23 protein-coding genes are annotated in these 21,518 nt (G+C 72.0%); 13 read left to right on the top strand and 10 right to left on the bottom strand.

The window, feature by feature from the left end; genetic code table 11:
- Window positions 1-70 precede the first annotated feature (70 nt).
- A complete protein-coding gene (locus A3CQ_RS0145725; protein ID WP_026206925.1) occupies window positions 71-2,218 on the bottom strand; it encodes a SpoIIE family protein phosphatase in 2,148 nt (715 codons plus the stop codon).
- A gap of 130 nt (window positions 2,219-2,348) precedes the next feature.
- Here A3CQ_RS0145725 and A3CQ_RS56370 point away from each other — a divergent pair, with 130 nt between their 5' ends.
- Window positions 2,349-3,779, top strand: a complete 1,431-nt coding sequence (locus tag A3CQ_RS56370; RefSeq protein ID WP_040434137.1) for a mechanosensitive ion channel family protein — start codon at window positions 2,349-2,351, stop codon at window positions 3,777-3,779.
- A 71-nt stretch (window positions 3,780-3,850) separates the two neighbouring features.
- Here the strand turns inward: A3CQ_RS56370 and A3CQ_RS0145715 are convergent, their stop codons facing one another.
- A complete protein-coding gene (locus A3CQ_RS0145715) occupies window positions 3,851-4,207 on the bottom strand; it encodes a DUF6401 family natural product biosynthesis protein (RefSeq protein WP_020517684.1) in 357 nt (118 codons plus the stop codon).
- Between the two features lie 75 nt (window positions 4,208-4,282).
- Window positions 4,283-4,483, bottom strand: a complete 201-nt coding sequence (locus A3CQ_RS0145710) for a hypothetical protein (protein ID WP_020517683.1) — start codon at window positions 4,481-4,483, stop codon at window positions 4,283-4,285.
- Between the two features lie 199 nt (window positions 4,484-4,682).
- On the opposite strand from A3CQ_RS0145710, the gene A3CQ_RS0145705 reads away from it, so the two are divergent.
- Window positions 4,683-5,267, top strand: coding sequence for a hypothetical protein (locus tag A3CQ_RS0145705; RefSeq protein WP_245577657.1), 585 nt, complete (start codon window positions 4,683-4,685; stop codon window positions 5,265-5,267).
- Here the strand turns inward: A3CQ_RS0145705 and A3CQ_RS0145700 are convergent.
- A complete protein-coding gene (locus tag A3CQ_RS0145700) occupies window positions 5,264-5,638 on the bottom strand; it encodes a DoxX family protein (RefSeq protein ID WP_020517681.1) in 375 nt (124 codons plus the stop codon). The genes A3CQ_RS0145705 and A3CQ_RS0145700 overlap by 4 nt on opposite strands.
- A 107-nt stretch (window positions 5,639-5,745) precedes the next feature.
- Between A3CQ_RS0145700 and A3CQ_RS0145695 the strand changes: the two genes are divergently transcribed.
- The 8 genes from A3CQ_RS0145695 (at window position 5,746) to A3CQ_RS56360 (ending at window position 13,831) form a co-directional block, all read left to right on the top strand.
- Window positions 5,746-6,234: a MarR family transcriptional regulator gene (locus A3CQ_RS0145695; protein ID WP_020517680.1), complete on the top strand. Its 489-nt coding sequence runs from the start codon at window positions 5,746-5,748 to the stop codon at window positions 6,232-6,234.
- An 18-nt stretch (window positions 6,235-6,252) separates the two neighbouring features.
- Entirely contained in the window at window positions 6,253-7,833 is a 1,581-nt protein-coding gene (locus A3CQ_RS0145690) for a phytoene desaturase family protein (protein WP_020517679.1), read from the top strand.
- A 78-nt stretch (window positions 7,834-7,911) separates the two neighbouring features.
- On the top strand, window positions 7,912-9,102 hold the full coding sequence (locus A3CQ_RS56365) for a glycosyltransferase (protein WP_040434174.1): 1,191 nt from the start codon (window positions 7,912-7,914) through the stop codon (window positions 9,100-9,102).
- 81 nt (window positions 9,103-9,183) lie between these two features.
- The gene (locus A3CQ_RS0145680) at window positions 9,184-10,077 is read left to right on the top strand and encodes an ABC transporter ATP-binding protein (RefSeq protein WP_020517677.1); all 894 of its coding nucleotides are present in this window, start codon (window positions 9,184-9,186) and stop codon (window positions 10,075-10,077) included.
- A gap of 1 nt (window position 10,078) precedes the next feature.
- Window positions 10,079-10,813, top strand: a complete 735-nt coding sequence (locus A3CQ_RS0145675) for an ABC transporter permease (protein WP_020517676.1) — start codon at window positions 10,079-10,081, stop codon at window positions 10,811-10,813.
- Between the two features lie 22 nt (window positions 10,814-10,835).
- On the top strand, window positions 10,836-12,101 hold the full coding sequence (locus tag A3CQ_RS0145670) for a histidine kinase (protein ID WP_020517675.1): 1,266 nt from the start codon (window positions 10,836-10,838) through the stop codon (window positions 12,099-12,101).
- Window positions 12,098-12,724: a response regulator gene (locus tag A3CQ_RS0145665; RefSeq protein ID WP_020517674.1), complete on the top strand. Its 627-nt coding sequence runs from the start codon at window positions 12,098-12,100 to the stop codon at window positions 12,722-12,724. Before A3CQ_RS0145670 ends, A3CQ_RS0145665 begins: the two co-directional genes overlap by 4 nt.
- Window positions 12,725-12,808: 84 nt before the next feature.
- Entirely contained in the window at window positions 12,809-13,831 is a 1,023-nt protein-coding gene (locus tag A3CQ_RS56360) for a hypothetical protein (protein ID WP_020517673.1), read from the top strand.
- A 55-nt stretch (window positions 13,832-13,886) separates the two neighbouring features.
- On the opposite strand, the gene A3CQ_RS0145655 is transcribed toward A3CQ_RS56360, so the two are convergent.
- From A3CQ_RS0145655 to A3CQ_RS63880, 5 genes are all read right to left on the bottom strand, one after another.
- Window positions 13,887-14,303, bottom strand: a complete 417-nt coding sequence (locus A3CQ_RS0145655; RefSeq protein WP_020517672.1) for a VOC family protein — start codon at window positions 14,301-14,303, stop codon at window positions 13,887-13,889.
- A 49-nt stretch (window positions 14,304-14,352) separates the two neighbouring features.
- Complete coding sequence (locus A3CQ_RS0145650; RefSeq protein WP_020517671.1) at window positions 14,353-15,243, bottom strand: AraC family transcriptional regulator; 891 nt, start codon at window positions 15,241-15,243, stop codon at window positions 14,353-14,355.
- Between the two features lie 25 nt (window positions 15,244-15,268).
- Window positions 15,269-15,772 (bottom strand): hypothetical protein, encoded by a 504-nt coding sequence (locus A3CQ_RS0145645; RefSeq protein ID WP_020517670.1) that lies wholly within the window; start codon window positions 15,770-15,772, stop codon window positions 15,269-15,271.
- 391 nt (window positions 15,773-16,163) lie between these two features.
- A complete protein-coding gene (locus tag A3CQ_RS0145640; RefSeq protein ID WP_026206923.1) occupies window positions 16,164-17,795 on the bottom strand; it encodes a RecQ family ATP-dependent DNA helicase in 1,632 nt (543 codons plus the stop codon).
- A gap of 40 nt (window positions 17,796-17,835) precedes the next feature.
- The gene (locus A3CQ_RS63880) at window positions 17,836-17,967 is read right to left on the bottom strand and encodes a hypothetical protein (RefSeq protein ID WP_020517668.1); all 132 of its coding nucleotides are present in this window, start codon (window positions 17,965-17,967) and stop codon (window positions 17,836-17,838) included.
- 132 nt (window positions 17,968-18,099) lie between these two features.
- Between A3CQ_RS63880 and A3CQ_RS63455 the strand changes: the two genes are divergently transcribed.
- Window positions 18,100-19,944 (top strand): glycoside hydrolase family 3 N-terminal domain-containing protein, encoded by a 1,845-nt coding sequence (locus A3CQ_RS63455; protein WP_020517667.1) that lies wholly within the window; start codon window positions 18,100-18,102, stop codon window positions 19,942-19,944.
- A gap of 22 nt (window positions 19,945-19,966) precedes the next feature.
- Here the strand turns inward: A3CQ_RS63455 and A3CQ_RS0145625 are convergent, their stop codons facing one another.
- Window positions 19,967-20,254 (bottom strand): GNAT family N-acetyltransferase, encoded by a 288-nt coding sequence (locus A3CQ_RS0145625; RefSeq protein WP_020517666.1) that lies wholly within the window; start codon window positions 20,252-20,254, stop codon window positions 19,967-19,969.
- Window positions 20,255-20,293: 39 nt separating this feature from the next.
- Between A3CQ_RS0145625 and A3CQ_RS0145620 the strand changes: the two genes are divergently transcribed.
- Window positions 20,294-20,623 (top strand): hypothetical protein, encoded by a 330-nt coding sequence (locus A3CQ_RS0145620; RefSeq protein WP_020517665.1) that lies wholly within the window; start codon window positions 20,294-20,296, stop codon window positions 20,621-20,623.
- A 36-nt stretch (window positions 20,624-20,659) separates the two neighbouring features.
- The gene (locus tag A3CQ_RS0145615; RefSeq protein ID WP_020517664.1) at window positions 20,660-21,484 is read left to right on the top strand and encodes a DUF1206 domain-containing protein; all 825 of its coding nucleotides are present in this window, start codon (window positions 20,660-20,662) and stop codon (window positions 21,482-21,484) included.
- The last annotated feature ends 34 nt before the right edge of the window (window positions 21,485-21,518 follow it).

Genomic DNA, 21,518 nt, shown 5'->3' with positions numbered 1-21,518 from the left:
TGGAGCGTGTTGCCGCTACTTAACGTAATTGGTTGAGGGTTCGAATGTAACGCGACCGTTAAACAGGTGATCAATCGGCAGAGGACTTCGTGGATCCCCGGAGCAGCATCTCGAACCAGACCGTGGAGCCGCGGACCGACGGATCCGTGCCCCACGAGTCGCTCAGTTCCTCGATGAGTCCGAGTCCCCGGCCGCGGCTCGACAGGCTGCCCATCCCGTCGTGCGTGCGGATCACGCTGCCCCGGGTGCCCGTGTCGGCCACCGACACCAGCAGCCGCTCGGCGTTCAGGTCGATCTCCACCTGGGCCGGGGTGCCGGCGTGCAGCAGGGCGTTGGTGGTGAGCTCGCTCGTGCACAGCACCGCCGACGCGATCACCGGCTCGGGGACGTCCCACGAGCGCAGGCGGGCCGTCAGCCAGTGGCGCACCCGGCTCGGGCCAGTCGGATCGGCCGCCACCCGCATCGTGTCGGACCGGCTGCGGGTCACCGCCCGCTCCACCGCGAGCACGGCCACGTCGTCGTCGGTCGGCGGGCCGGGCACGGCCGCGGTCGCCATCGAGCACAGGTTGCGCGGGTCGCCGCTGGTCGCCGCCGCGGCCGCCGCCACCAGCGCGTCGAGCCCGTCGTTCAGCGGGCGGCCGCGACGCTCCACCATGCCGTCGCTGAACAACATGATCGTGTCGCCCGGCTCGAGGCGTACCTGACCGGTCTGCCAGCGGCCGCCGAGCCCGAGCGGCGCGCCCGGCGGCACCTTCACCAGCTCGGCCGTGGGCGGTTCGCCGGCCACGCCCGCGCGGCGCAGCACCGGCGGCGGATGGCCCGCGCTGGCCAGGGTGATCGTGCCGTCGGCGGGGTCGAGGACCCCGTACACGACGGTCACGAAGATCTCCTCGTTGCGCGACTCGGCGCCCAGCGAGCCGACCAGCCGGTCGAGCCCGGCCAGCACCGCCGGCGGCTCGGGCGCGGTCAGCGCCAGCGCCCGCAGCGCGGCCCGGACCTGGCCCATCACCGCGGCCGCCCGCACGTCGTGCCCGGCCACATCGCCCAGCACGATCGCCAGCCGGCCGTCGGCCAGCCGGAACGCGTCGTAGAAGTCGCCGCCGGCCGCGTTGCCGTCCACGCCGGGGGCGTAGCGCGCGGCTATCCGGAAGTGCTCGAGCTCGGGCAGGTGCTCGGGGAGCATGCTGCGCTGCAGCAGCTGGGCCGTGCCGTGCTGCGCCTCGAACCGGCGTGCCCGCTCGGCGGCCTGCGCGACCAGCTGCGCGGCGGCGCTCAGCAGGGCCCGCTCGGCCGGCAGCCAGGTGTGCGCGACGCGGTAGCCGATGGTCATCGCGCCGGCCAGCGACGGGGTGCGCAGCGGCAGCGCGGCCAGCGCGCGGATGCGGCGCTCGTGCCGGTCGGTCGCCACGTCGCGCAGCGGTTCGCCGTCGGGCACGAACGACGGCCGGCCGGACCGGGCCACCGCGACCGGCGGGAACCGGTCGTCGTCGGGCAGCCGTTTCCACACCGGGGGCAGGCGCTCGTCGGCCTCGTCGATCACCTCGCCGCGGATGCGGCGCACCGAGCGGAACGCGGTGCCGTCGTCGACCGCGAAGACACAGTGGTCGACATCGAACGAGTCGGTCAGGTAGCCCAGCACGACCCGGGCGACGTCGTCGATGGTGAGCGCGCCGGCCAGCCGGGCGGTCAGCTCGCCGAGGTTCTGCAGGCGGCGGGTGACCTGGGTGGTCACGGCCGCGACGGTGAGCACCCCGGCGGTCGTGCCGCTCGAATCCTTGACGGCCGAGTGGGCGCGGGTGAGGAACGCCTCCTCGGTGCGCGACACCGTCAGCTGGGTCTCGGCCTCCAGGAGGGGCTGGCCGGATCGGTAGACCTCCTCCACCACCGCGCCGAAGCCGGGGGAGGGCCAGAGGTCGCCGAAGGCCTCGGCGGCCGGGCGGCCCAGCGCCGCCGGGTGCAGGGTGCCGATCAGATCCGCGTACGCGTCGTTGTAGATCAGCACGAAGTCGTCGCCGAAGGTGACCGCCATCGGCATGGGCGAGGCGAGGACCAGCTCGACCGTGGCGGCGACCGCCTGGTCCCACCGGTCGCGCCGACCGAGCCGGGTCGCCGACCAGTCGGTGGCGGCGACCAGATCGGCGCAGCTCGGGCGCCCGGGCCGGGGCTGCGAGGGCAGGGCGGGCAGCATCGAGGAGCTCACCCCTCCCGTTCCGGCCATGACCAAAAGCGTAACCGGAGTCGGCCATTCGGACGATCCCCAACCGTCCGTCCGTCCGATTCTTGACCGGGCGCGGTCGCTCGTTCCGTCCTAAGGTCGCAAGTGGCCGTGCGGACAGCAGGGAGTGGCGATGACCGGGAACGGGTTAGGCCAGGGGCTCAGCGACATGTGGCGGTCGGTGCTGTTGTTCCTGCCGACGGCGTTGGCGTTCATCGCGATCCTGGTGGTGGGCTATGTGGTGGCCCGTCTGTTGCGCACGCTCGTGGGCAAGGGCCTCGGGCGCACGGGCTTCGACCGGGCCGTCGAGCGCGGCACGGTGGGCCGGGTGCTGCGCAACGGCAAGGTCAGCGCGAGTGACCTTTGTGCGAAGATTGTCTTTTATGCGGTGCTGCTGTTCGCACTGCAGTTCGCCTTCGGCATCTGGGGTCCCAACCCGGTCAGCGACGTGCTCACCGCGCTGATCTCCTGGCTGCCGCGCGCGTTCGTGGCGATCGTGATCGTGGTGGTCGCGGCGGCGATCGCGGGGGCGGCGTACGACCTGATCGTCAGCGCGCTGGGCGGGCTCCCGTACGGGAAGGTGCTGGGCCGGGCGGTGGCGATCGTGATCGTCACGCTCGGGGTGATCGCGGCGCTCGACCAGGTGCGTATCGCCACCTCGGTCACGCAGCCGCTGCTCATCGCGGTGCTGGCCACGGTGGCGGGGGTGGTGATCGTGGGCGTCGGCGGCGGGTTGATCCGGCCGATGCAGAGCCGGTGGGAGACGTGGCTCGACCGGGCGAGCACCGAGTCGGAGGCGATCCGGGAGCACGCGAAGGCGTACGCGGACGAGCGCCGTCGCGCCGAGGAGGCCCGCGCGGCCGAGGAAGCCCGTCGCGCCGAGGAGGCCCGCGTGGCCGAAGAGGCGCGTGTGGCCGAGGAAGCCCGTCGCGCCGAGGAAGCCCGCCGCGTCGAAGAGGCGCGCGCGGCGGAGCAAGCCCGCGTCGCCGAGGCCCGCCGCGTGCGAGAGGCGGAGGAGGCGCGCCTGGCGAAAGAGGCGAAAGAGGCCGAGGAGGCCCGTCAGGCCGCCGTCGCGAAGCGGGCCGAGGAGGCGCGCCAAGCCGCCGTCGCGCAGGCCGAGGCCGAGCGCCAGGCCGCCGCGGCCCGGGCCGCCGACCAGCAGCTGATGGCCGAGGCGAAGGCGGAGGCCGCCCGGCGGGCCGCCGCCACCTCGTCGCTGCCCGACGACACCCAGGTGATCCCGACCCCGCGCGGCCGCCGGGTCACCGACACCGCCTTCGACCTGGAACCGCCCGAGAACCGCGCCGACTTCATCCCCGGCTTCGCGAGCGACACCGACGCCGTCGATCCCGATCCCGATCTCGACCTCGATCTCGACGGTGGCGATCCCGACGCCACCACCGTGATCAGCTCGGACACCGCCGACACCACGATCATCAATCCCGGTCCCGACGCCACCGTGGTGATCGGCCCCGACGAGACCCAGGTCATCCCGAGCGCCGACGACACCACGCAGGATGTCGCCGCCGACGACACCGCGAGCCGCCGCAAGCCGGGAACGTAGAAGGGGCCGGCACCGGGAAATCCCGGCGCCGGCCCCGAAGCAAAGGACAGCCTGTGCAGGTGGTGCCTACCTCAGCTGGGCTGCGGAAGCGTGCGAGCGAGCGCGCACACGGCCAGCAGCCGGCGCATCACCCAGTCGTCTTCCGACCAGTCGAACAGGCCGACCGGCGGGCGCCAGCCGTGCGTGAACGCCGCGTCCCGCACGCCCTCGGCGTAGGCCGCGAGGATCACCGCGGTCAGCGGCCGGACGTCCACCGACAGGCTGTCGCGGATCCCCGCGGCGTGCTGGTCGACGAGCGCCATGAGGCCGGGGCTGGCGTCGGCGGCGGCGAGGCCACCGGCGCCCACCGTCTCGTGGAGCTCGGCGAGGCACGCGTGGGCGGAACGGAGGGCAGCACGGGCGGCGGCGCCGCTGAACAGGCCATTCATGAGAGGAAAAGTTACGGAGGCCCGGGCGCTGAACGGTTCTCCTGACAGGTGCAGCTCGGTTGACGAGCCGCCGGGTTACTCCGTGGGCGTCGGCCGGCGGCGCTGGGCGTCGTCGGCGAGGATCACGGTGGCCACGACCATGGCCACGACCACGGCGAAGAGCCAGGAGGCGTCGTCGATGACCTTGGCGGCCACCGGCGCCTGGAAGGCGGCCAGCAGAAAGCCGACCCAGGCGAAGCGGCGCTGGCGGTCGGTCAGGAAACCGGCAGATCGCATTCGGCCAGTTTGTCGCGATGCGGCGGGATCGCCGTCACCCGTTCGGCCGATTCTCCGTTGTCCGATCGTGCCCCCCGAATTGCGTCGCCGTGGCTCAATCTTCCGTGCCATCGTCGCATTATCGCTGGTCAGCGTCGTGCCGGGCTGCGCGCCGCGAAATGTGGCCCCGCCGGTGCCGGTCGCCGATCAGCATGTGGCCGTGGGCGCGCTCCTCGGCCGCTCGGGCGCGTACCTGACGGTCGACGACGCCGCCTCCCGCGTCGAGGTGGTCACCGCCGCGATGCCCGGCGTCCTGTACCGCGTCACCACCCCCGCCGACTCGGGCCTGGAACCGCGCGTGACCAGCGAGAACGGCCAGGTCCGGGCCCGGCTCGTGCCGACCGGCGGGGACGGCCCCGACGAGGTGCGCATCGTGCTCAACCGGGATGTGCGCTGGGCGATCAGCCTCCCGGCCGGGGCCGGCGAGCAGCAACTCGACCTGCGGCGCGGCTGGGTCTCGCGGGTCGATCTCGGCGCGTCCGGCCTGGTGGAGCTGCGTCTGCCGCCGCCGAGCGGCACCGTGCCGATCACCCTGGCCGGCGCCGTCGGCAGCCTCGTGCTCACCGGTTCGCCGCTGCGCGTCGAGCTCGGTCAGGGCGCCGGCTTCGCCGAGCTTCCCTGGGTGTCCGGCCAGGCGATTCCCCCGCGCACCGTCGTGCAGACGCCGGGTTGGATCACATTCCCCGACCGGTACGCGGTGAGCACGCGCTCGACGATCGGCAGCCTGACCGTCCGCGACGACTAGAAGGAGTACGGCCCGAACCGTCCCCACGCCACGAACACGGTCAGCGCCAGCAGCACCACGTTCATGATGGCCACCGGGTACTCCTTGCGGCGCGCGTGCACGATGATCGCGCCCACCATGATGACGGCCAGGCCGGTGGCGGCCAGCGGCACGAGGATCGGCGCGATGTCGAGCGCGGCCGGCAGGATGAGCCCGATCGCGGCCAGCACCTCGAGCCCGCCGATGGCCTTGACGGCACGGTCCGACCAGTCGTCGGTCCAGCCCATGCCGGCCGCCTTGAGCTGCTCCTTCGGCCGCAGCACCTTCATCGCGCCGGAGGCCAGGAAGGCGGCCGCGAGCAGCCCCGCAATGATCCACAAAACGACGTTCACAGGGGCCCTCCACGAGCCGAGTTAGTTAACGAGTGAAGCGAACCGTACGCGAATTCACTTCACGCTGCAACAGAATGTCGCTTCAATCGTTAAGCTAAACTGACCCGGTGGAAGCCGATCCCGAGCCCCGCTGGCTGGAGCCCGACGAGCGGGAGACCTGGATGTCCCTGGCCGCCCTGCTGATGCGCCTGCCCGGTGCGCTCGACGCTCAGCTGCAGCGGGATGCCGCGCTGACCCACTTCGAGTACCTGGTGCTGTCCGGCCTGTCGATGGCCCCCGAGCGCACCATGCGCATGAGCGATCTGGCCGTCGCGGCCGAGGGCTCGCTGCCCCGCCTCTCCCAGGTCGTTTCCCGCCTCGAGAAACGCGGCTGGGTCCGCCGCTTCCCCGACCCGGCCGACGGCCGCGTCACGCTCGCGGTCCTCACCGACGAGGGCTACGCCAAGGTCGTGGCGGCGGCCCCCGGCCACGTCGAGGCGGTCCGCCAGCTCGTCTTCGACCCGCTCACCAAGCCCCAGCGGCGCCAGTTGCGCGAGATCGCCCGCCGCATCATGGGCGCCGTCGACCCCGGCGGCCACTGCCCGCCGAGCGCGTAGGCGGAGGCAGGGGAGCGGATGGACGTCGCGGACGCGATCGTGGTCGGGGCCGGCCACAACGGGCTGGTTGCCGCGAATCTGCTGGCCGACGCGGGATGGTCGGTGCGGGTGCTGGAGGCGACATCGCAGCCGGGCGGAGCCGTGCGGTCCGGATTTGTCACGTCGCCGGGATATCTGTCGGATCTGTTCAGCTCGTTCTACCCGCTCGGGTTCGCGTCGCCGGTGCTGCGCCGGCTCGACCTGGGGATCGAGTGGCGGCACGCGCCGGACGTCTTCACCCACCTGCTGCCGGACGGCCGGGCCGCGACCGTCAACCGCGATCTCGACGTGACGATGGCGTCGATGGAGCAGTTCGCGGACGGTGACGGAGAGCGCTGGCGGGACGCCTACGCGGAGTGGTCGCGGATCTCGGAGCCGCTACTGGACGCGATCCTGACGCCGTTTCCGCCCGTGACGGCCGGTCTGGGGCTTCTCGGACGGTTACGGGTCGGCGGCGCCCTCCGGCTGGGCCGGCGGCTGATGCTCTCGGCGCGGCAGCTCGGGTCCGAACTGTTCCGCGGGGAGGGCGCGACGCTGGCGCTGGCCGGCTGCGCGCTGCACACCGACCTGTCCCCGGACGACGCGGCGGGCGGGATCTACGGCTGGCTGCTGGCGATGCTCGGGCAGCAGACGGGCTGGCCTGTTCCGGCGGGCGGCGCGCAGCGGATAACCGACGCCCTGGTGACCCGGCTGACGGCACGCGGCGGCGAGATCGTCTACGACGCACCGGTGGATCGCATCCTGATCGCGCGGGGGCGGGCCATGGGCGTACGGGATCGGGGTGGTCGTGATTTTGCGGCCCGCCGGGCCGTTCTCGCCGACGTGCCGGCGCCCGCGCTCTTCCTCGATCTGGTGGGAGAGCGGTGGCTGCCGCCGCGCATGGTGAGCGATCTGTCGCACTTCCGCTGGGACGGTGCGACGCTGAAGATCGACTGGGCCGTCCGCGGCAGGATCCCCTGGCGCAACCCGGCGGCGGCCGGCGCCGGGACGATCCACCTGAACGCCGATCTGAACGGGCTGACCCGGTTCTCCGCGCGGATCGCGACGGGCGAGGTGCCGCCCGATCCGTTCCTCCTGCTCGGGCAGATGACCACGGCCGACCCGGGGCACTCGCCGCCGGGCACCGAATCGGCCTGGGCGTACACCCATCTGCCCCGCCGCGACCACTGGGAGCCCGACGAGATCGCCGCCCACGTGGAGCGGATGGAATCGGTCGTCGAGACCTACGCGCCCGGCTTCGGGGAGCTGATCGTGGGACGGCACGTCCTCTCGCCGGCCGATCTCGAGCGGGAGAACCCGTCGCTCGCCGGCGGCGCGCTCGGCGGCGGCACCTCGGCGGCCTACCAGCAGCTGTTCCTGCGCCCGATCCCCGGCCTGGGCCGCGCCGACACGCCGATCGACCGCCTCTATCTGGCGAGCTCGTCGGCTCATCCCGGCGGCGGTGTGCACGGCGCGCCCGGCGCCAACGCCGCCCGGGCCGCTCTCGCCCGCGAGGCATCCCTCACAGGCGACCTCTACCGGGGCGCCGTCGCCGCAGCTCAGCGGGCAATTTACCGGTAAGGTGACCGGTGGTGATGTTTGCCGATTTGGGCGTCGGGCATCAGCACCGCGTCACCGTCGCCCGACCCGGAGGAAGCCGTGCGCATCGCGATGATCTCCGAGCACGCCAGCCCGCTGGGTGACGGCGGCCAGCAGACCCATGTCGCCGAGCTGTCCACCGCGCTCGCCGAGCTCGGCCACGAGGTCCGCGTCTACACCCGCCGCGACGAACCGGCCGTGGCCGAAGAGGTCACCACCCCGGGCGGCATCCGCGTCGTGCACGTGCCGGCCGGCCCGCTCCGCGTCGTCCCACCCGACCTCCTTCTGCCGTACATGGGGGAGTTCGCCCAGCGGCTCACCGAGAAATGGCGCGACGGCGGGTGGGAGCCCGACGTCGTGCACGCCCACTTCTGGACCAGTGGCCTGGCCGCAGTGACCGCCGCCCGCCAGCTGGACCTTCCCGTCGTGCAGTCGTTCCACGAGCTCGGCGCGATCGAGGCGTCCACCGACGGCAAGCCGTCGCGGTCCGGTTACGAGCGGGCTCTCGGACGCGCCGTCGACCAGGTGGTCGCACAGACCCAGGGTGAGGTACGGGATCTGGTGCGCATCGGCGTGCCGCGGACCCAGCTGACCGTCGTGCCGGCCGGGGTCAACTCGGACCGGTTCACCCCCGAGGGCCCGGCCGTCGAGCGCGACCCGGGGCGTCCCCGCATCCTGTCGGTCGGTCAGCTCGTCGAGCGCAAGGGCTTCGGCGACGTCGTCCAGGCCATGCGCTGGGTGCCGGAGGCCGAGGTGGTGGTGGTCGGCGGCCCATCGCCCGAGCAACTGCCGGCCGACCCGGGCGCCCGCACCCTGCGCGCGCTCGCCGACAAGCTGCACGTCGCCGACCGGTTCCGGCTGGTGGGCCGGGTGCCCGCGGCCGACATGCCGGGGTGGTACCGCTCCGCCGACCTGTACGTGCCCGCGCCCTGGCAGGAGGAGCTCGAGGCGTCCGCGCTGGAGGCGATGGCCTGCGGCGTGCCGATCGTGGGGAGCGCGATGGGCGGGCTGACCGAGGCGGTGGTCGACGGTCTGACCGGCGATCTGGTGCCGGCCCGCGATCCCCGGGCGCTCGGCGGGGCGCTGCGGCGGCTGGTCAACGACAAGGTCCGCCGATTCGCGTACGCGACCGCCGCGCTCGACCGGGCCCGCCAGGCGTACTCGTGGCGGCGGGTCGCGGCCCAGGTCGGCTCGGTCTACGCGGCCGTCGCCGGCCGTCGCCGCGACAGCAGCGCCGAGGCGTTGGCTTAGGACCGCATCCACCAGTTGGTGGACTAGAAGGCTCGCTTGCCGGTCGATTCGGCCGGGAACGATCCACGCGACGCTCGATGCATGCCAGTCATCGAGGTCAAGAACCTGCGGAAGCAGTACGGGGAAACGGTCGCGGTGCGCGATGTCTCGTTCGCCGTCGAGAGCGGCGAGATCTTCGGCATCCTCGGCCCCAACGGCGCCGGCAAGACCACCACCGCGGAGTGTGTGTCGGGCCTGCGCACCGCCGACGGCGGCACGATCACCGTGCTCGGCCGTCCGCCCCGCGATCCGGCGCTGCGCCGGCTGGTCGGGGTGCAGCTCCAGGAGAGCCAGCTCCAAGACAAGATCACCGTGCGCGAGGCGCTCGAGCTCTACAGCGCCTTCTATCCGTCGCCGGCCGACTGGCGGCAACTGGCCGCCACCCTCGGCCTCGACGACCAGCTCAACGCCCGGTACGGCAAGCTCTCCGGCGGCCGCAAGCAGCGGCTGTCGATCGCGCTCGCGCTCATCGGCGGCCCGCGCATCGCGATCCTCGACGAGCTCACCACCGGTCTCGACCCGCAGGCCCGCCGCGACACCTGGGACCTGATCGAGTCGATCCGCGACACCGGCGTCACGATCGTGCTGGTCACCCACTTCATGGAGGAGGCGTCCCGGCTCTGCGACCGGGTCGCTGTGATCGACCACGGCGAGGTCGTGGCGCTGGACTCGCCGGCCGGGCTGGTCAACGCGCTCAGCGCCGAGCAGCGGATCCGGTTCCGGCCGTCCGTGCCGCTCGACGACCCGCTCCTGCTGGCCGCGCCCGAGGTCACCGCGGTGCTGCACCACGGCCCGCAGGTCGAGGTGGTCGGCACCGGCAACCTGCTGCAGGCCGTCACCTCGGTGCTGGCCGCCCACCAGATCATCGCCAACGACCTGCGCATCGAGCAGGCGAACCTGGACGAGGCGTTCGTCCGGCTCGTGGGAAGGGACTGACATGTTCACCAAACTGACCGTCAGCGAGCTGAAGCTGCTGTTCCGCGAGCCGGTGCCGACGTTCTTCTCGCTGCTCTTCCCGACGATCCTCGTGGTGATCCTCGGGAGCATCCCGTCCTTCCGGGAGGCGAACCCGGACATCGGCGGTGCGCGGGTGATCGACCTGTACGCCGGGATCGCCGTGACGCTGACCCTGGCGATGCTCGGCCTGCAGGTGACGCCGTCCGTGCTGGCTCTGTACCGGGAGAAGGGCATTCTGCGGCGGCTCGCCACCACTCCGGCCCGGCCGTCCCTGCTGCTCGGCGCCCAACTGGCCGCCGCGTTGATCACGGCGATCGTCTCCAGCGCGCTGGCGCTGACCGTGGCTCGCCTCGCTTTCGACGTACGGCTGCCGTCGAATTTTGCGGGTTTTGTCCTGGCCTTCCTGCTCGCCGCCCTCGGCGTCTTCGCGATCGGGATGTTCATCTCGGCGGTGGTGCCCACGGGCAAGGCCGCCAACACGGTCGGCACGCTGCTGTTCTTCCCGTCGATGTTCTTCGCCGGCCTGTGGCTGCCGCGCGAGGCGATGCCGGCGGCGCTGCAGCGAGTAGGGGACTTCACGCCGCTCGGGGCGGGGGAGCGGGCGTTGCACGAGGCGATGACGGGTCATTGGCCGAGTCTGCTGTCGGCTACCGTGCTGGTGGGATACCTCGTGGTGTTCGGGTTCGGTGCGGCCCGGCTGTTCCGCTGGTCGTAGGGTTCCCGAGGAGAGCTGAGATATGTCGGACATGTCGGAGGTCGCCCGGCTGGACTCGTCGCGGCGCCGGCTCGACCGGTGGCTGAGGTGGGTCCCGTACGTGGCTCTTGCCTGGTCCACCGCGATCGTCCCGATCGGCGCGGCCCTCGACGTGGCCCACCAGCCCTACCCGATCATCGCCGGGCTGGTGGTCTTCACCACCGGGTGGATGCTCTGGTGGACCGCGCTGCACCCGCAGTGGGAGCACGACCACCGCCGCATGACGATCTTCTACGTCGTGCTCATCGCGCTGATCTACCTGCTGGTCTGGTGCAGCCCGCTGTTCGGTTTCTTCGCCTGGACGGGCTACCTCTTCACCGGGTACGCGTTCCGCGGCCGCCTGTCCCGGCTGGCCGGCGCCACCTCGGTGGCCGTGGCCAACGCCATCGCCCAGATCGGCGGCTTCCCGGTCATCGCTCATCCGGGCGCATGGGGGTACTTCGCGGTCCTGCTGGTGTTCAACGTCGTGATCGCCGGCTCCATGACGATGCTGACCACGATGACCGACGAGCAGTCCGCGAAGCGCGTCGAGATGATCCATCAGCTCGCCGAGACGAACGCCAAGCTCGCGGCGGCCCTCAAGGAGAACGCGGGACTGCACGCCCAGCTGCTGGTGCAGGCCCGCGAGGCCGGGGTGCACGACGAGCGGCAGCGGATGGCCGGCGAGATCCACGACGTGCTGGCCCAGGGGCTGACCGGGATCGTCACCCAGCTCGAGGCGGCCTCGGCCGTGCCCGGCGCCTGGGAGCGGCACGTCGAGGCGGCGCGGAAACTGGCCCGGGAGAGCCTGGCCGAGGCCCGACGGTCGGTGCAGGCGCTGCGGCCGCAGCCGCTGGACGCGGCGGCCCTGCCCGACGCGCTCGACGAGGTGGTGTCGACGTGGTCCGGCCTGCACGAGGTCACCGCGTCGCTGATCACCACCGGGGCGCCGAGGCCGCTGCTGCCCGAGATCGAGACCACGCTGCTGCGGACCGCGCAGGAGGCGCTCGCGAACGTTGCCCGGCACGCTCAGGCCACCCGAGTTTTCCTGACATTGTCGTACATGGAGGATGTGGTGACGCTCGACGTACGGGATGACGGGGTCGGGTTTGATCCCTCGGCGTCGCCGGATGCCTCGTCCTACGGCCTCAGCGCCATGCGGGAACGGGTGCTGCGCGTCGCCGGGACGCTCGCCGTGGAGTCGGAGCCCGGCGCCGGGACAGCGGTCTCGGCCTGCGTGCCGGCTCTCGGGCTGGGGGCGGCGGCATGATCGGGCTGCTCATCGTCGATGACCATCCGGTCGTACGGGACGGCCTGCGCGGGATGTTCGCCGGCGACGATCGCTTCGCGGTGCTGGGCGAGGCCGGCAACGGTCGCGAGGCGCTGGCGGTCGCCTCCTCGGTCTCGCCCGACGTCGTGCTCATGGACCTGCGCATGCCCGAGATGGACGGGGTCACCACGATCCGCGCGCTCCGTGAACAGGGCTCGACCGCGCGCGTGCTGGTGCTGACGACGTACGACACGGACCGTGACGTGCTGCCCGCGATCAAGGCCGGGGCGACCGGCTACCTGCTCAAGGACACCCCGCGCGACGAGTTGTTCCGGGCGGTCACCGCGGCGTACCGGGGGGAGTCGGTGCTCTCGCCGGCCGTCGCCGGGCGTCTCATGGGGACGCTGCGCTCGCCGGTCAAGGAGCCGCTCAGCGCCCGCGAGATCGAGGTGCTCACGCTCATCGCCCGCGGGAACAGCAACCGGGAGGCGGCCTCGCTGCTTTTCATCAGCGAGGCGACGGTCAAGACCCACCTTCTTCACGCGTACGCGAAATTGGGTGTCCGCGATCGGGCGGCGGCGGTGGCGGCGGCCTTCGAACAGGGGCTGCTCCGGCGGGATTGACGGTTCTTGTCATACCCACGTCGTAGAACGGTGTACGCCCGTCGTCCGACGCGCGCCCGCTCCTCGTCCGGAAGGATCCCCCTCATGTCGCACAACGCCACCCCGCCGGCGCCCACGCCGACTGCCCCGCACGCGCCCACGCCGTCCACCTCGCATGCGCCCGCGCCGGACCCGCCGCATCCGTCCGACGCGCCCATGCTGGGTCCGCCCCCCGACGAGTCGCCGGCCGCGGGCCCCCGTCGCATCGAGCGGATCAGCTACTACCTCGGGGCGGCCCTGGTGGCCAGCGGCCTCTTCCACGCCGCCGTGCTGATCACCTCGGGCGACACCTGGGAGGGCCCGGTCTCCTGGCGCAAGCCGGCGACGTTCGGCCTCTCCTTCGGCCTGACTCTGATCACGCTGGCCTGGGTGTCGTCCTACGTCCCGCTGCGCGCCCGCTCCCGCCGCCTCCTGCTCGGTGTCTTCGCCGCGGCCGCCGTGGTCGAGGTCGCCCTGATCACCCTGCAGGCGTGGCGCCGAGTCCCCTCCCACTTCAACATGGAGACCCCCTTCGACACCCTCGTCTCCCGAGTCCTGGCCGCCGGCGGGGGAGTCATCATCCTGGTCATAGTCGCGCTGACGGTAGCGACCCTGCGCCCCCTCCCCGGCGTGGCGCCCTCGATGCGCCTGGCCCTGCGGGCAGGCTTCCTGGCCCTGGACACGGCCCTCCTGATCGGCGCCATCATGGTGGTGACCGCGGTCCTGGATGTGGCCCGCGGCGACCAGGTAGCGGCGTACGCGGTCGGCGCCCAGTGGAAACCGGCCCACTTCGTGCCCATGCACGGCGTGCTGGCCCTGCCCCTGCTCGCGTGGCTGCTGGCCCGCACCCCCCTGTCCGAGCGCTCCCGCCTGCACACGGTCGCCCTGGCCGTCTCCGGCTACGCCACCCTCTGCCTGCTAGCGGTCATCGAGTCCGCCGCCCGCATCAGTCCCCTGGAGGCGCCCCTGATCGCCGACACGGCGACGGCCCTGGCCATCGCCGCCATCGTCGCCGCCGCAGCCCGCACCCTCGCCCTGCTACGCCAACCGCCAGCCCAGGACCACCCCACCCGCCTGAGCCACGTCTGACCCGTCCGGCCCCACCGAGCGAGAACCCTGCGCGTCAGACAGCCGGCGTCGGGCCCTACGACCCAGCCCGCGGCTCCCCCCGATAGGTGCCGAACGACCACAGATTGCCCTCGGGATCGCGGGCGGCAAATTCGTGCGAGCCGTAATCAGTGTTCTGAAGCGGCCGGACGATCTGGGCGCCGGCCTTCGCCGCGCGGTCGTGGAGGGCCTCGACGTCGTCGGCGACCACGTAGGCCCCGAACGTGCCGGGCGGGAGCGCCCACTGGTCGTCGGGGCCGCGGTTGGCGGAGCCGAGCATGATGCCGCCGCCAAGCGGCCAGCTGAGCTGGGCGTGATCGACCCGATCCCCCTCGCCGTAGACGACGGTCTCCTCGAAGCCGAACGCCTCCACGAGGAACTTGATCAGGGCGCGGGCGTCGTTCGCCCGCAGCGTGGGCCACACCTGCGGTGGCGGAGTCTTCTCATCGGTCATGCCCCGATCGTCGCCCCGTCCGGCCCGCGGTGGCTTGGACAAAACCGAACTACAGGTGGCGCAGGCTCTCGATGAGGTCGAGCTCGTCGGCCAGCCACGCCGTCGGCGAACAGCCGGCGAAGGCGTGGAACTCCCGCACGAGATGAGACTGATCGGCAAAGCCGTGCACGGCGGCGACATCGGCCAGCCGGGTGCCGGGTTTCAGCGCCCGTCGCGCCCGATCGAACCGGGCCACCCGCGCGGCCTCCTTGGGTCGCAGTCCCACCTCGGCCCGGAACCGGTCGGTGAGATAACGCGCGCTCCAGCCAACCTCCGCCGCGACGTCCGCGACCGCGCCGCCGCTCGGCCCGACCGCGCCGCCACCCCCGGCGAGCGGGTGGCGTTCGATGATCGTTGCGGCGGTGGCTACAGGGTCGTCCAGCAGGCGGCTGCAGGCGTACACAATCTCGGGTTTGATCTGGGGTGGGTTGTCGTGCAGGCGGCGGCGCAGGGCGTTGTCGACCGCGGCGAAGCGGGACGGCCAATCGGGCGCCGACAGCAGGCGTTCGCGCACCTCGGCTACCCATGGGTCACCGAGGACGTCGGACGCGTGCAGGTCGGCGCCGACCAGCTCGGCGGCGGGCAGCCCGAAGAGGGCGCGGCACCCGAGCGGACGCAGCGCGACCTGGACCCCCGACTGCCGGCCCGGATGCGTGATCACCGCGGGGGTGAGGTGCAGCCCGCCGATCAGCGCGTCGTAGCGACCCGGGCGCTGCCGCGGATCGGGATGGACCGCCACCTCCAGCGGATCGTCCATCGTGAAGATCAGCGTCAGGTACGGCGAGGGCAGCCCCCGGTGCCGGGCCGGCGCGATTCCGGCCTGGCGGTACCCGGAGTAGAACCCGACGAAGGGGCGCAGCGCTAAAGACGGTCGCACCTGCGCGTACTCGTCGAGACCCACCCGACCAGGATGGCCCGGGCCGGGGTCAGTCGGCCAGGGCCTTGGCCAGCTCGTCGCGGAACGCCCGCTCGGAGTCGGTCACCTGCTCGCCGCCGATGCCGAGAACTCCGCCGGTCGACGCGGCGCCGACGGCGCTCTCGGCGATCTCGATGACCCAGTGCTTGTAGGTCTCGGCGTCGGCCTGGTCGGCCTTGGCGGTGAGCAGCGCGTTCGCCTCGGCGACCCGCTCGAGGACGTCCTCGGCGTACGCGATGGGGTCTCCGGGCTCGATCACCGCGGCCTCCTCGCCCAGCTCGGGGTCGCCCACCTCGGAGACCAGGGCCGCGGCGACGGCCGCGACCAGCGGGCTCGCGGACGTACGGGCGTCGGAGATCACGTCGCGGCCGGCCTCGTTCTCGGCCCGGGTCTTGCGGGCGCTGTCGGGCGTGGCGGCGCTCGCCGCCGTCAGCACCGACTGCGGCAGGCCGACCAGCAGCCCCCACTCGGCGTCGGTGAAGCCCAGCTTCGAGTACAGCGGTTCGTCGCTCACGACATCGTCCTCACATCTCGGCAATCGAAGGCCCGCGCCGATGCGAGCCTCGCCCCCTACTACCCCGACCCGCGTCGAAGATCACCGACTTGCGGCTGGCGAAACGCAACGTACCAGCGTCGGCGAAAGCCTCGGCGACGCCCTGTGCGCCGCCCGCGCCCGGCCGTCACTCAAGAGGGCCCTGACCTGGCGAAATAGCCGACGGTCGAGCCCGCGACGTGACATCTTGAAGGTCGTTCCGCCGGGCTCAGCGATGAGGTGGGCAGTGGCCGTCCTGCTGGTCGCGGCCTGGCCGGGATGGGCGGCGTACTCGTCGCCCGGCGGCGTCGGCAGGCGGAGACGGGACCACTCCGCCGTGCCGACGTCGCGGTCATCGCCGGCGACTGGTGACCTACGGCGCCGTGAGCAGCGAGTTCTCGACGACGACCGGGACCGAGAGGGTCTTGTAGCCGACGTCGTCGAAAAGGACGGTCATACGGTCCTCCTCGTAGCCCATCACCATGCCGATGCCCCACTCCTGATGCCGGACCCGGCTGTGCACGGCGAACGGTGCGGATTTCGGTGACACCGCGGGCTCGGTCACGCCGTTCACGCAGTTGTCGCAGTGGCCGCAGCGCCGGGCCAGCCGCTCGCCGAAGTAGGAGAGCAGAACCTGGGTGCGGCAGCCGCGGGCCTGGGCGAAGCCGCGCATCATGTCGGTCCGGGAGCGGGTGACGACCTGCTGACGCTCATACGCCTGGAGGGCGGCGACCGCCGCGGCCGCCGGAAGCGGGGCGAAGAGCGGGACCGTCATCTTGTTGCCGGCGCCGGGGACGGCGGCGCCGGCCTCCTCGAGCAGGGCGAGGTAGGCGCCGACCTTGCGCGGGCCCAGGCCGGTCTTGTCCTTGAGCGCGGTCTTGGTCATCGGGCCCGAGCGCAGCGCCGCGGCCAGCGAGCGCAGTTCCGCCTCGTCCGGCGCGCCGCCGGTGAAGAAGCGCTGGATCGCCTCGTCCTCGGCCCGCCACAGCAGCATGGCGTGGGCCGGTCCGCCGTCGCGCCCGGAGCGGCCGATCTCCTGGAAGTAGCTGTCCGGCGAGTCGGGCAGGGCCACATGCGCCACCCAGCGGATGTTGGCCTTGTCGATGCCCATGCCGAACGCCGAGGTGGCCACCATGATGTCCACCTTGTCCGACGCGAAGTCCTCCTGCCGCTGCTCGCGCGGTCCGCCGGCCATGCCGCCGTGATAGAACGCCGCGTTGTACCCGGCCGCGACCAGCCGGCCCGACAACTCCTCGGCGGCCCGGCGGGTCGCGACGTAGATGATGCCGGGGCGCTCGACCGAGTCGATCAGCTTGGTGAGCCGGCGCCAGCGGTAGTCCTCGTCGGGGCAGTGCGCCACCTCGAGGAACAGGTTCGGCCGGTCCAGCCCGGAGACGTGCACCTCGGGCTTTCGCAGGCCGAGCCGGGAGATGATGTCCTCGCGCACCGGTGGTGAGGCGGTGGCCGTCAGCGCCAGGACCGGCGGGCGGCCCATCTCCTTGATCATGCCGCCGAGGGCGAGATAGTCGGGGCGGAAGTCGTGGCCCCACGCCGAGATGCAATGCGCCTCGTCGACAGCCACCAGTCCCGGCTTGAGCGCGCGGATCTCGGCGAGCCGCGCGGGGTCGCTCAGCTGCTCGGGCGTGATGAACAGGAACTCGGCCCGCCCGGAACGGATCTCCTCGAGGGCCGCGCGCTGCTGGTTCGGCGTCTCGGCCGAGCTGACCCGCACGGCGCGGGTCAGCGGATCGTCGCGCTCGTTCAGCGCGGCGATCTGGTCCTGCTGCAGGGCGAGCAGCGGGGAGATGACGATCGTGGGGCCGGGCAGCAGCACCGCCGGCACCTGGTAAATGGCCGATTTGCCGGCCCCGGTGGGCAGGATGACCAGCGCGTCGCGCCGGCGCAGCACCGCGCGCATCGGCCGGAACTGGCCCGGGCGTAACGAGGGCCACCCGAAGTGTTGCTGGGCGACCCTGCGCAGGCGTGAGCGATGGAAGAGGTTCATGGCGCGGCCATTGTGCCCCGCCGATGTGACAAGCAAACGCCTATTTCTTCCCGCCGAACATCCGGCGGATCGCCCAGAGGAGGAACAGCGCGGCGAGGGCGACGCCGAGCAGCCGTACGGCGTGGATCTGCGACCAGTCGACGCCCGAGGTCGCGGCCAGTTCAGTGGGCACGAGGGCATCGTATCGAGACCCGGCTAATAGAAAGGTTTGTTGACTAAATCGGTGGCCGGGTGTGACCATAGGTCCGCACAACCGGGGGGCGCGCTCCCATGAGCGCGCGACGACGCGGAGGTACGGGGGCCCATGCCCAACCAGGAACTGCCGGAGCTGGCCGCGACGGTGCTCCAGCCGGGCTTTGTCGGGACGAGCGCGCCGGACTGGGTCCGCCGCTGGCTGGCCGAGGGGCTCGGGGGTGTCGCCCTGTTCGCCCGCAATGTCGAGTCGCCGGCCCAGGTGGCCGCGCTCACCGCCCAGCTGCGGGCCGAGCGCCCCGACGTGATCGTCGCGATCGACGAGGAGGCCGGCGACGTCACCCGCTTCGAGTCGCGCGACGGCAGCTCCCGCCCCGGCAATCTGGCGCTGGGCGCGATCGACGATCCGGAGCTGACCGAGGCGGTCGCCCGCGATCTGGGCGCCGAGCTGGCCGCGGCCGGGATCACCCTGGACTACGCCCCGGACACCGACGTCAACAGCAACCCCGACAACCCCGTGATCGGCGTACGCGCTTTCGGCGCCGAGCCGCGGTTGGTGGCGCGCCACTCGGGCGCTTTCATCCGTGGCCTGCAGGACGCCGGAGTCGCCGCCTGTGCGAAGCATTTCCCGGGTCACGGCGACACCAGCGTCGACTCGCACCACGAGGTGCCGCTGATCGACCGCGATCGGGCCGGGCTGGAGGCGTGCGAACTGCTGCCCTTTCGCGCCGCGATCGAGGCGGGCGTCCAGTCCGTGATGACCGGGCACCTGCTCGTCCCCGCGTACGACGACGAGTGGCCCGCCACCCTGAGCCGCAAGATCATGACCGACCTGCTCCGCGACGAGCTCGGCTTCGACGGCCTGATCGTCACCGACGGCATCGAGATGCAAGGCGTCCGGCGCCGCTACGGCCTTGCCGGCGCGACTGTCCGAGCGCTCGCGGCCGGCGTAGACGCGATCTGCGTGGGCGGCGACCACGCCGACGAGCAGACCGCGATCCTCCTGCGCGACGCGATCGTCGAGGCGGTCCGCACCGGCGACCTCAAGGAGGAACGCCTGGTAGACGCCGCCCGCCGCGTGCGCGACCTGGGCGCGTGGGCAACCCGCGCACAAACCCGAACCGGTGCCCGCGCGATAGCCGACGCGGCCCGCCTGAACGGCGACCTGACGGCCCTGCCGTCCCCCCACGGCGCGCCAGCAAACGCCTCCACCCCAAACGTTTCCACGCCGAACGTTTCCGCCCCAAACGTTTCTACGCCGAACGTTTCTGCGCCGAACGTTTCCGCGCCGAACGTTTTCGCGCCGAACGTTTCCGCGCCGAACGCTTCCGCGGCGAACGTTTCCGCGCCGAACGGTTCCGCGGCGAACGTTCGCGCGGCGAACGTTTCCGCGACGAACGGTTCTGGGGCGAACGGTTCTGGGGCGAACGGTTCTGCGGTGAACGGGGCGAAGGTGAAGGTGAAGGGCTCGGCGGTCGGCTTCGAGGCGGCGCGGCGGGCGGTGAAGGTGACGGTGACCGATGGCGCCGCTCGGCTGCCGATCGATCGGCCGGCTCACGTGGTCGAGTTCGCGCCGCCGCGCAACATCGCGATCGGCGCCGAGACCCCGTGGGGCGTCGGCGCGCCCCTCGACGACCTGCTGCCCGGCACCACCTCGCTGCGACTCACGGCCGACGACCTGGAAGGTCTCGCCGATCCGGCTGCCCCGGTGCTGGCCGGCGCGCAGGGCCGCGCCCTCGTGCTGGTCGCCCGGGACGTGCACCGGCACCCGTGGCTGGCAACGGCGCTGGCCCGGGTGCTCGAGGCACGCCCGGACGCGATCGTCGTCGAGATGGGCGTGCCGGTCAGGGTCATCGGCGGGGTGCACATCGCCACCCACGGCGCGACCCGCGCCTGCGGACTGGCCGCGGCTGAGGTCATCGCGGGTAGCCCGGTGCCGGCGCCGCTTGCAGCCTGACAGGTGACTGCCGCGGCCGAGGTCAGGCGACGACGATGTCGTCGTACTCGGGGTGTTCCTCGACGTAGCGGGCGAAGAACGGGCAGATCGGGACGACCTTCTGGCCGCGGGAGCGGATCAGCTCGAGCGTCCGCTGCGCCAGTTCGTTGCCGAGGCCGCGGCCCCGGAACTGCGGGTTCACCTCGCTGTGCGTGACCACGACGATGTCGTCGCCGCGGTGACGGTACATGGCGAGGCCGGCGACCGCCCCGTCGACCAGCAGCTCGAAGCGATGGTTGGCCGTGTTGTCCTGCACCTCGTAGTCGCTCACGACTTTCACTTTAGGGTGGCTCTGACCTCGTACCCTCGAATGGTGCTCAAGCCCACCCGGCGCGTCGCCGCCGCACTCAGCTCCGCCACCCTCGGCCTCGCGTTGCTCGCCGGCTGCAGTAGTGACAACGTCAGCTGCGGCATCGACCAGTGCACGGTGACCATCGACCGCGAGGTGAACGCGAGCGCGAGCGTCCTCGGCGTCGAGGCGAAATTCGTCAGCGCCGACTCGAACACGGTGACTCTCGACGTCGCGGGGGAGCAGGTCACGCTCACCAAGGGGCAGCAGGCGGCGCAGGTCGCGGGCCTGCAGGTGTCACTCGACAGCGTCACCGACAGCACCGTCAGTTTCCAGGTGTCACGTAACTGAGGTTTGCCGGAGGTCGGCCCCGGTCAATGAGGGGGCATGTCCTCCGCGACCTCGCAAGTCAAACACACCGCCTCCCGAGCCGCCGACAGCAAGCCGCTGGAGTTCGTGGCCAGGGCGGGTTTTGTCGGTTACGGCATCATCCATCTGCTGTTCGCCTGGATCGCGTTCCAGGTCGCCTTCCGCGGGTCCGGCCACGAGAGCGACCAGTCCGGCGCCCTGCAGTCCCTGGCCGGCAACGGATTCGGCGAGGTGCTGCTGGTCCTGATCGCTATCGGCATGGTCGGGCTCGCGATCTGGCAGGCGTTCGAGGCGATCATCGGCGAGAGCGGCCCGCGCACCAAGACGGCGATCGCCGAGCGGGTCATCTCCGGCGTTCGCGCGATCCTCTATCTCTGGCTGGCCTGGTACGCGGTAAACGTCCTGCGCGGCGCGAAGGCGTCGATGGCGGACAGCCAGCAGAGCAAGTCGGCGGGCATCATGGCGCATCAGGGCGGCCGCTGGCTGGTCGGCTTCATCGGCCTGGTGGTCATCGGCGTCGGAATCGGCATCTTCGTGTACGGGGCGCGCAAGAAGTTCGTGAAGCACCTGAACACGCAGCAGATGGCCGCGTCGGTGCGAAAGTCCACGATCCGCCTCGGGATGGCCGGGTACACGGCCAAGGGCGTCGCGTACGCCATCGCCGGTGTGCTGGTCGTCGCCGCGGCCGTCACCTCCGAGCCGGACAAGGCCCGCGGCCTCGACGCGGCCCTCAAGACGCTCGCCGGCCACCCGTGGGGTGTGTGGCTGCTGGCGCTGATCGGGCTCGGGATCGCCGCGTTCGGCATCTACTGCTTCGCCCAGGCCCGGTACCGGAAAGTCTGAGTCCTCTCTACTCTCCACGCGGAAGGGTTGTCCG

Source organism: Paractinoplanes globisporus DSM 43857, from assembly GCF_000379645.1.
Lineage (GTDB): Bacteria > Actinomycetota > Actinomycetes > Mycobacteriales > Micromonosporaceae > Actinoplanes > Actinoplanes globisporus.
Note: the sequence above shows the minus strand (reverse complement) of the source record. Positions and strands in the feature narration are given on the sequence as shown.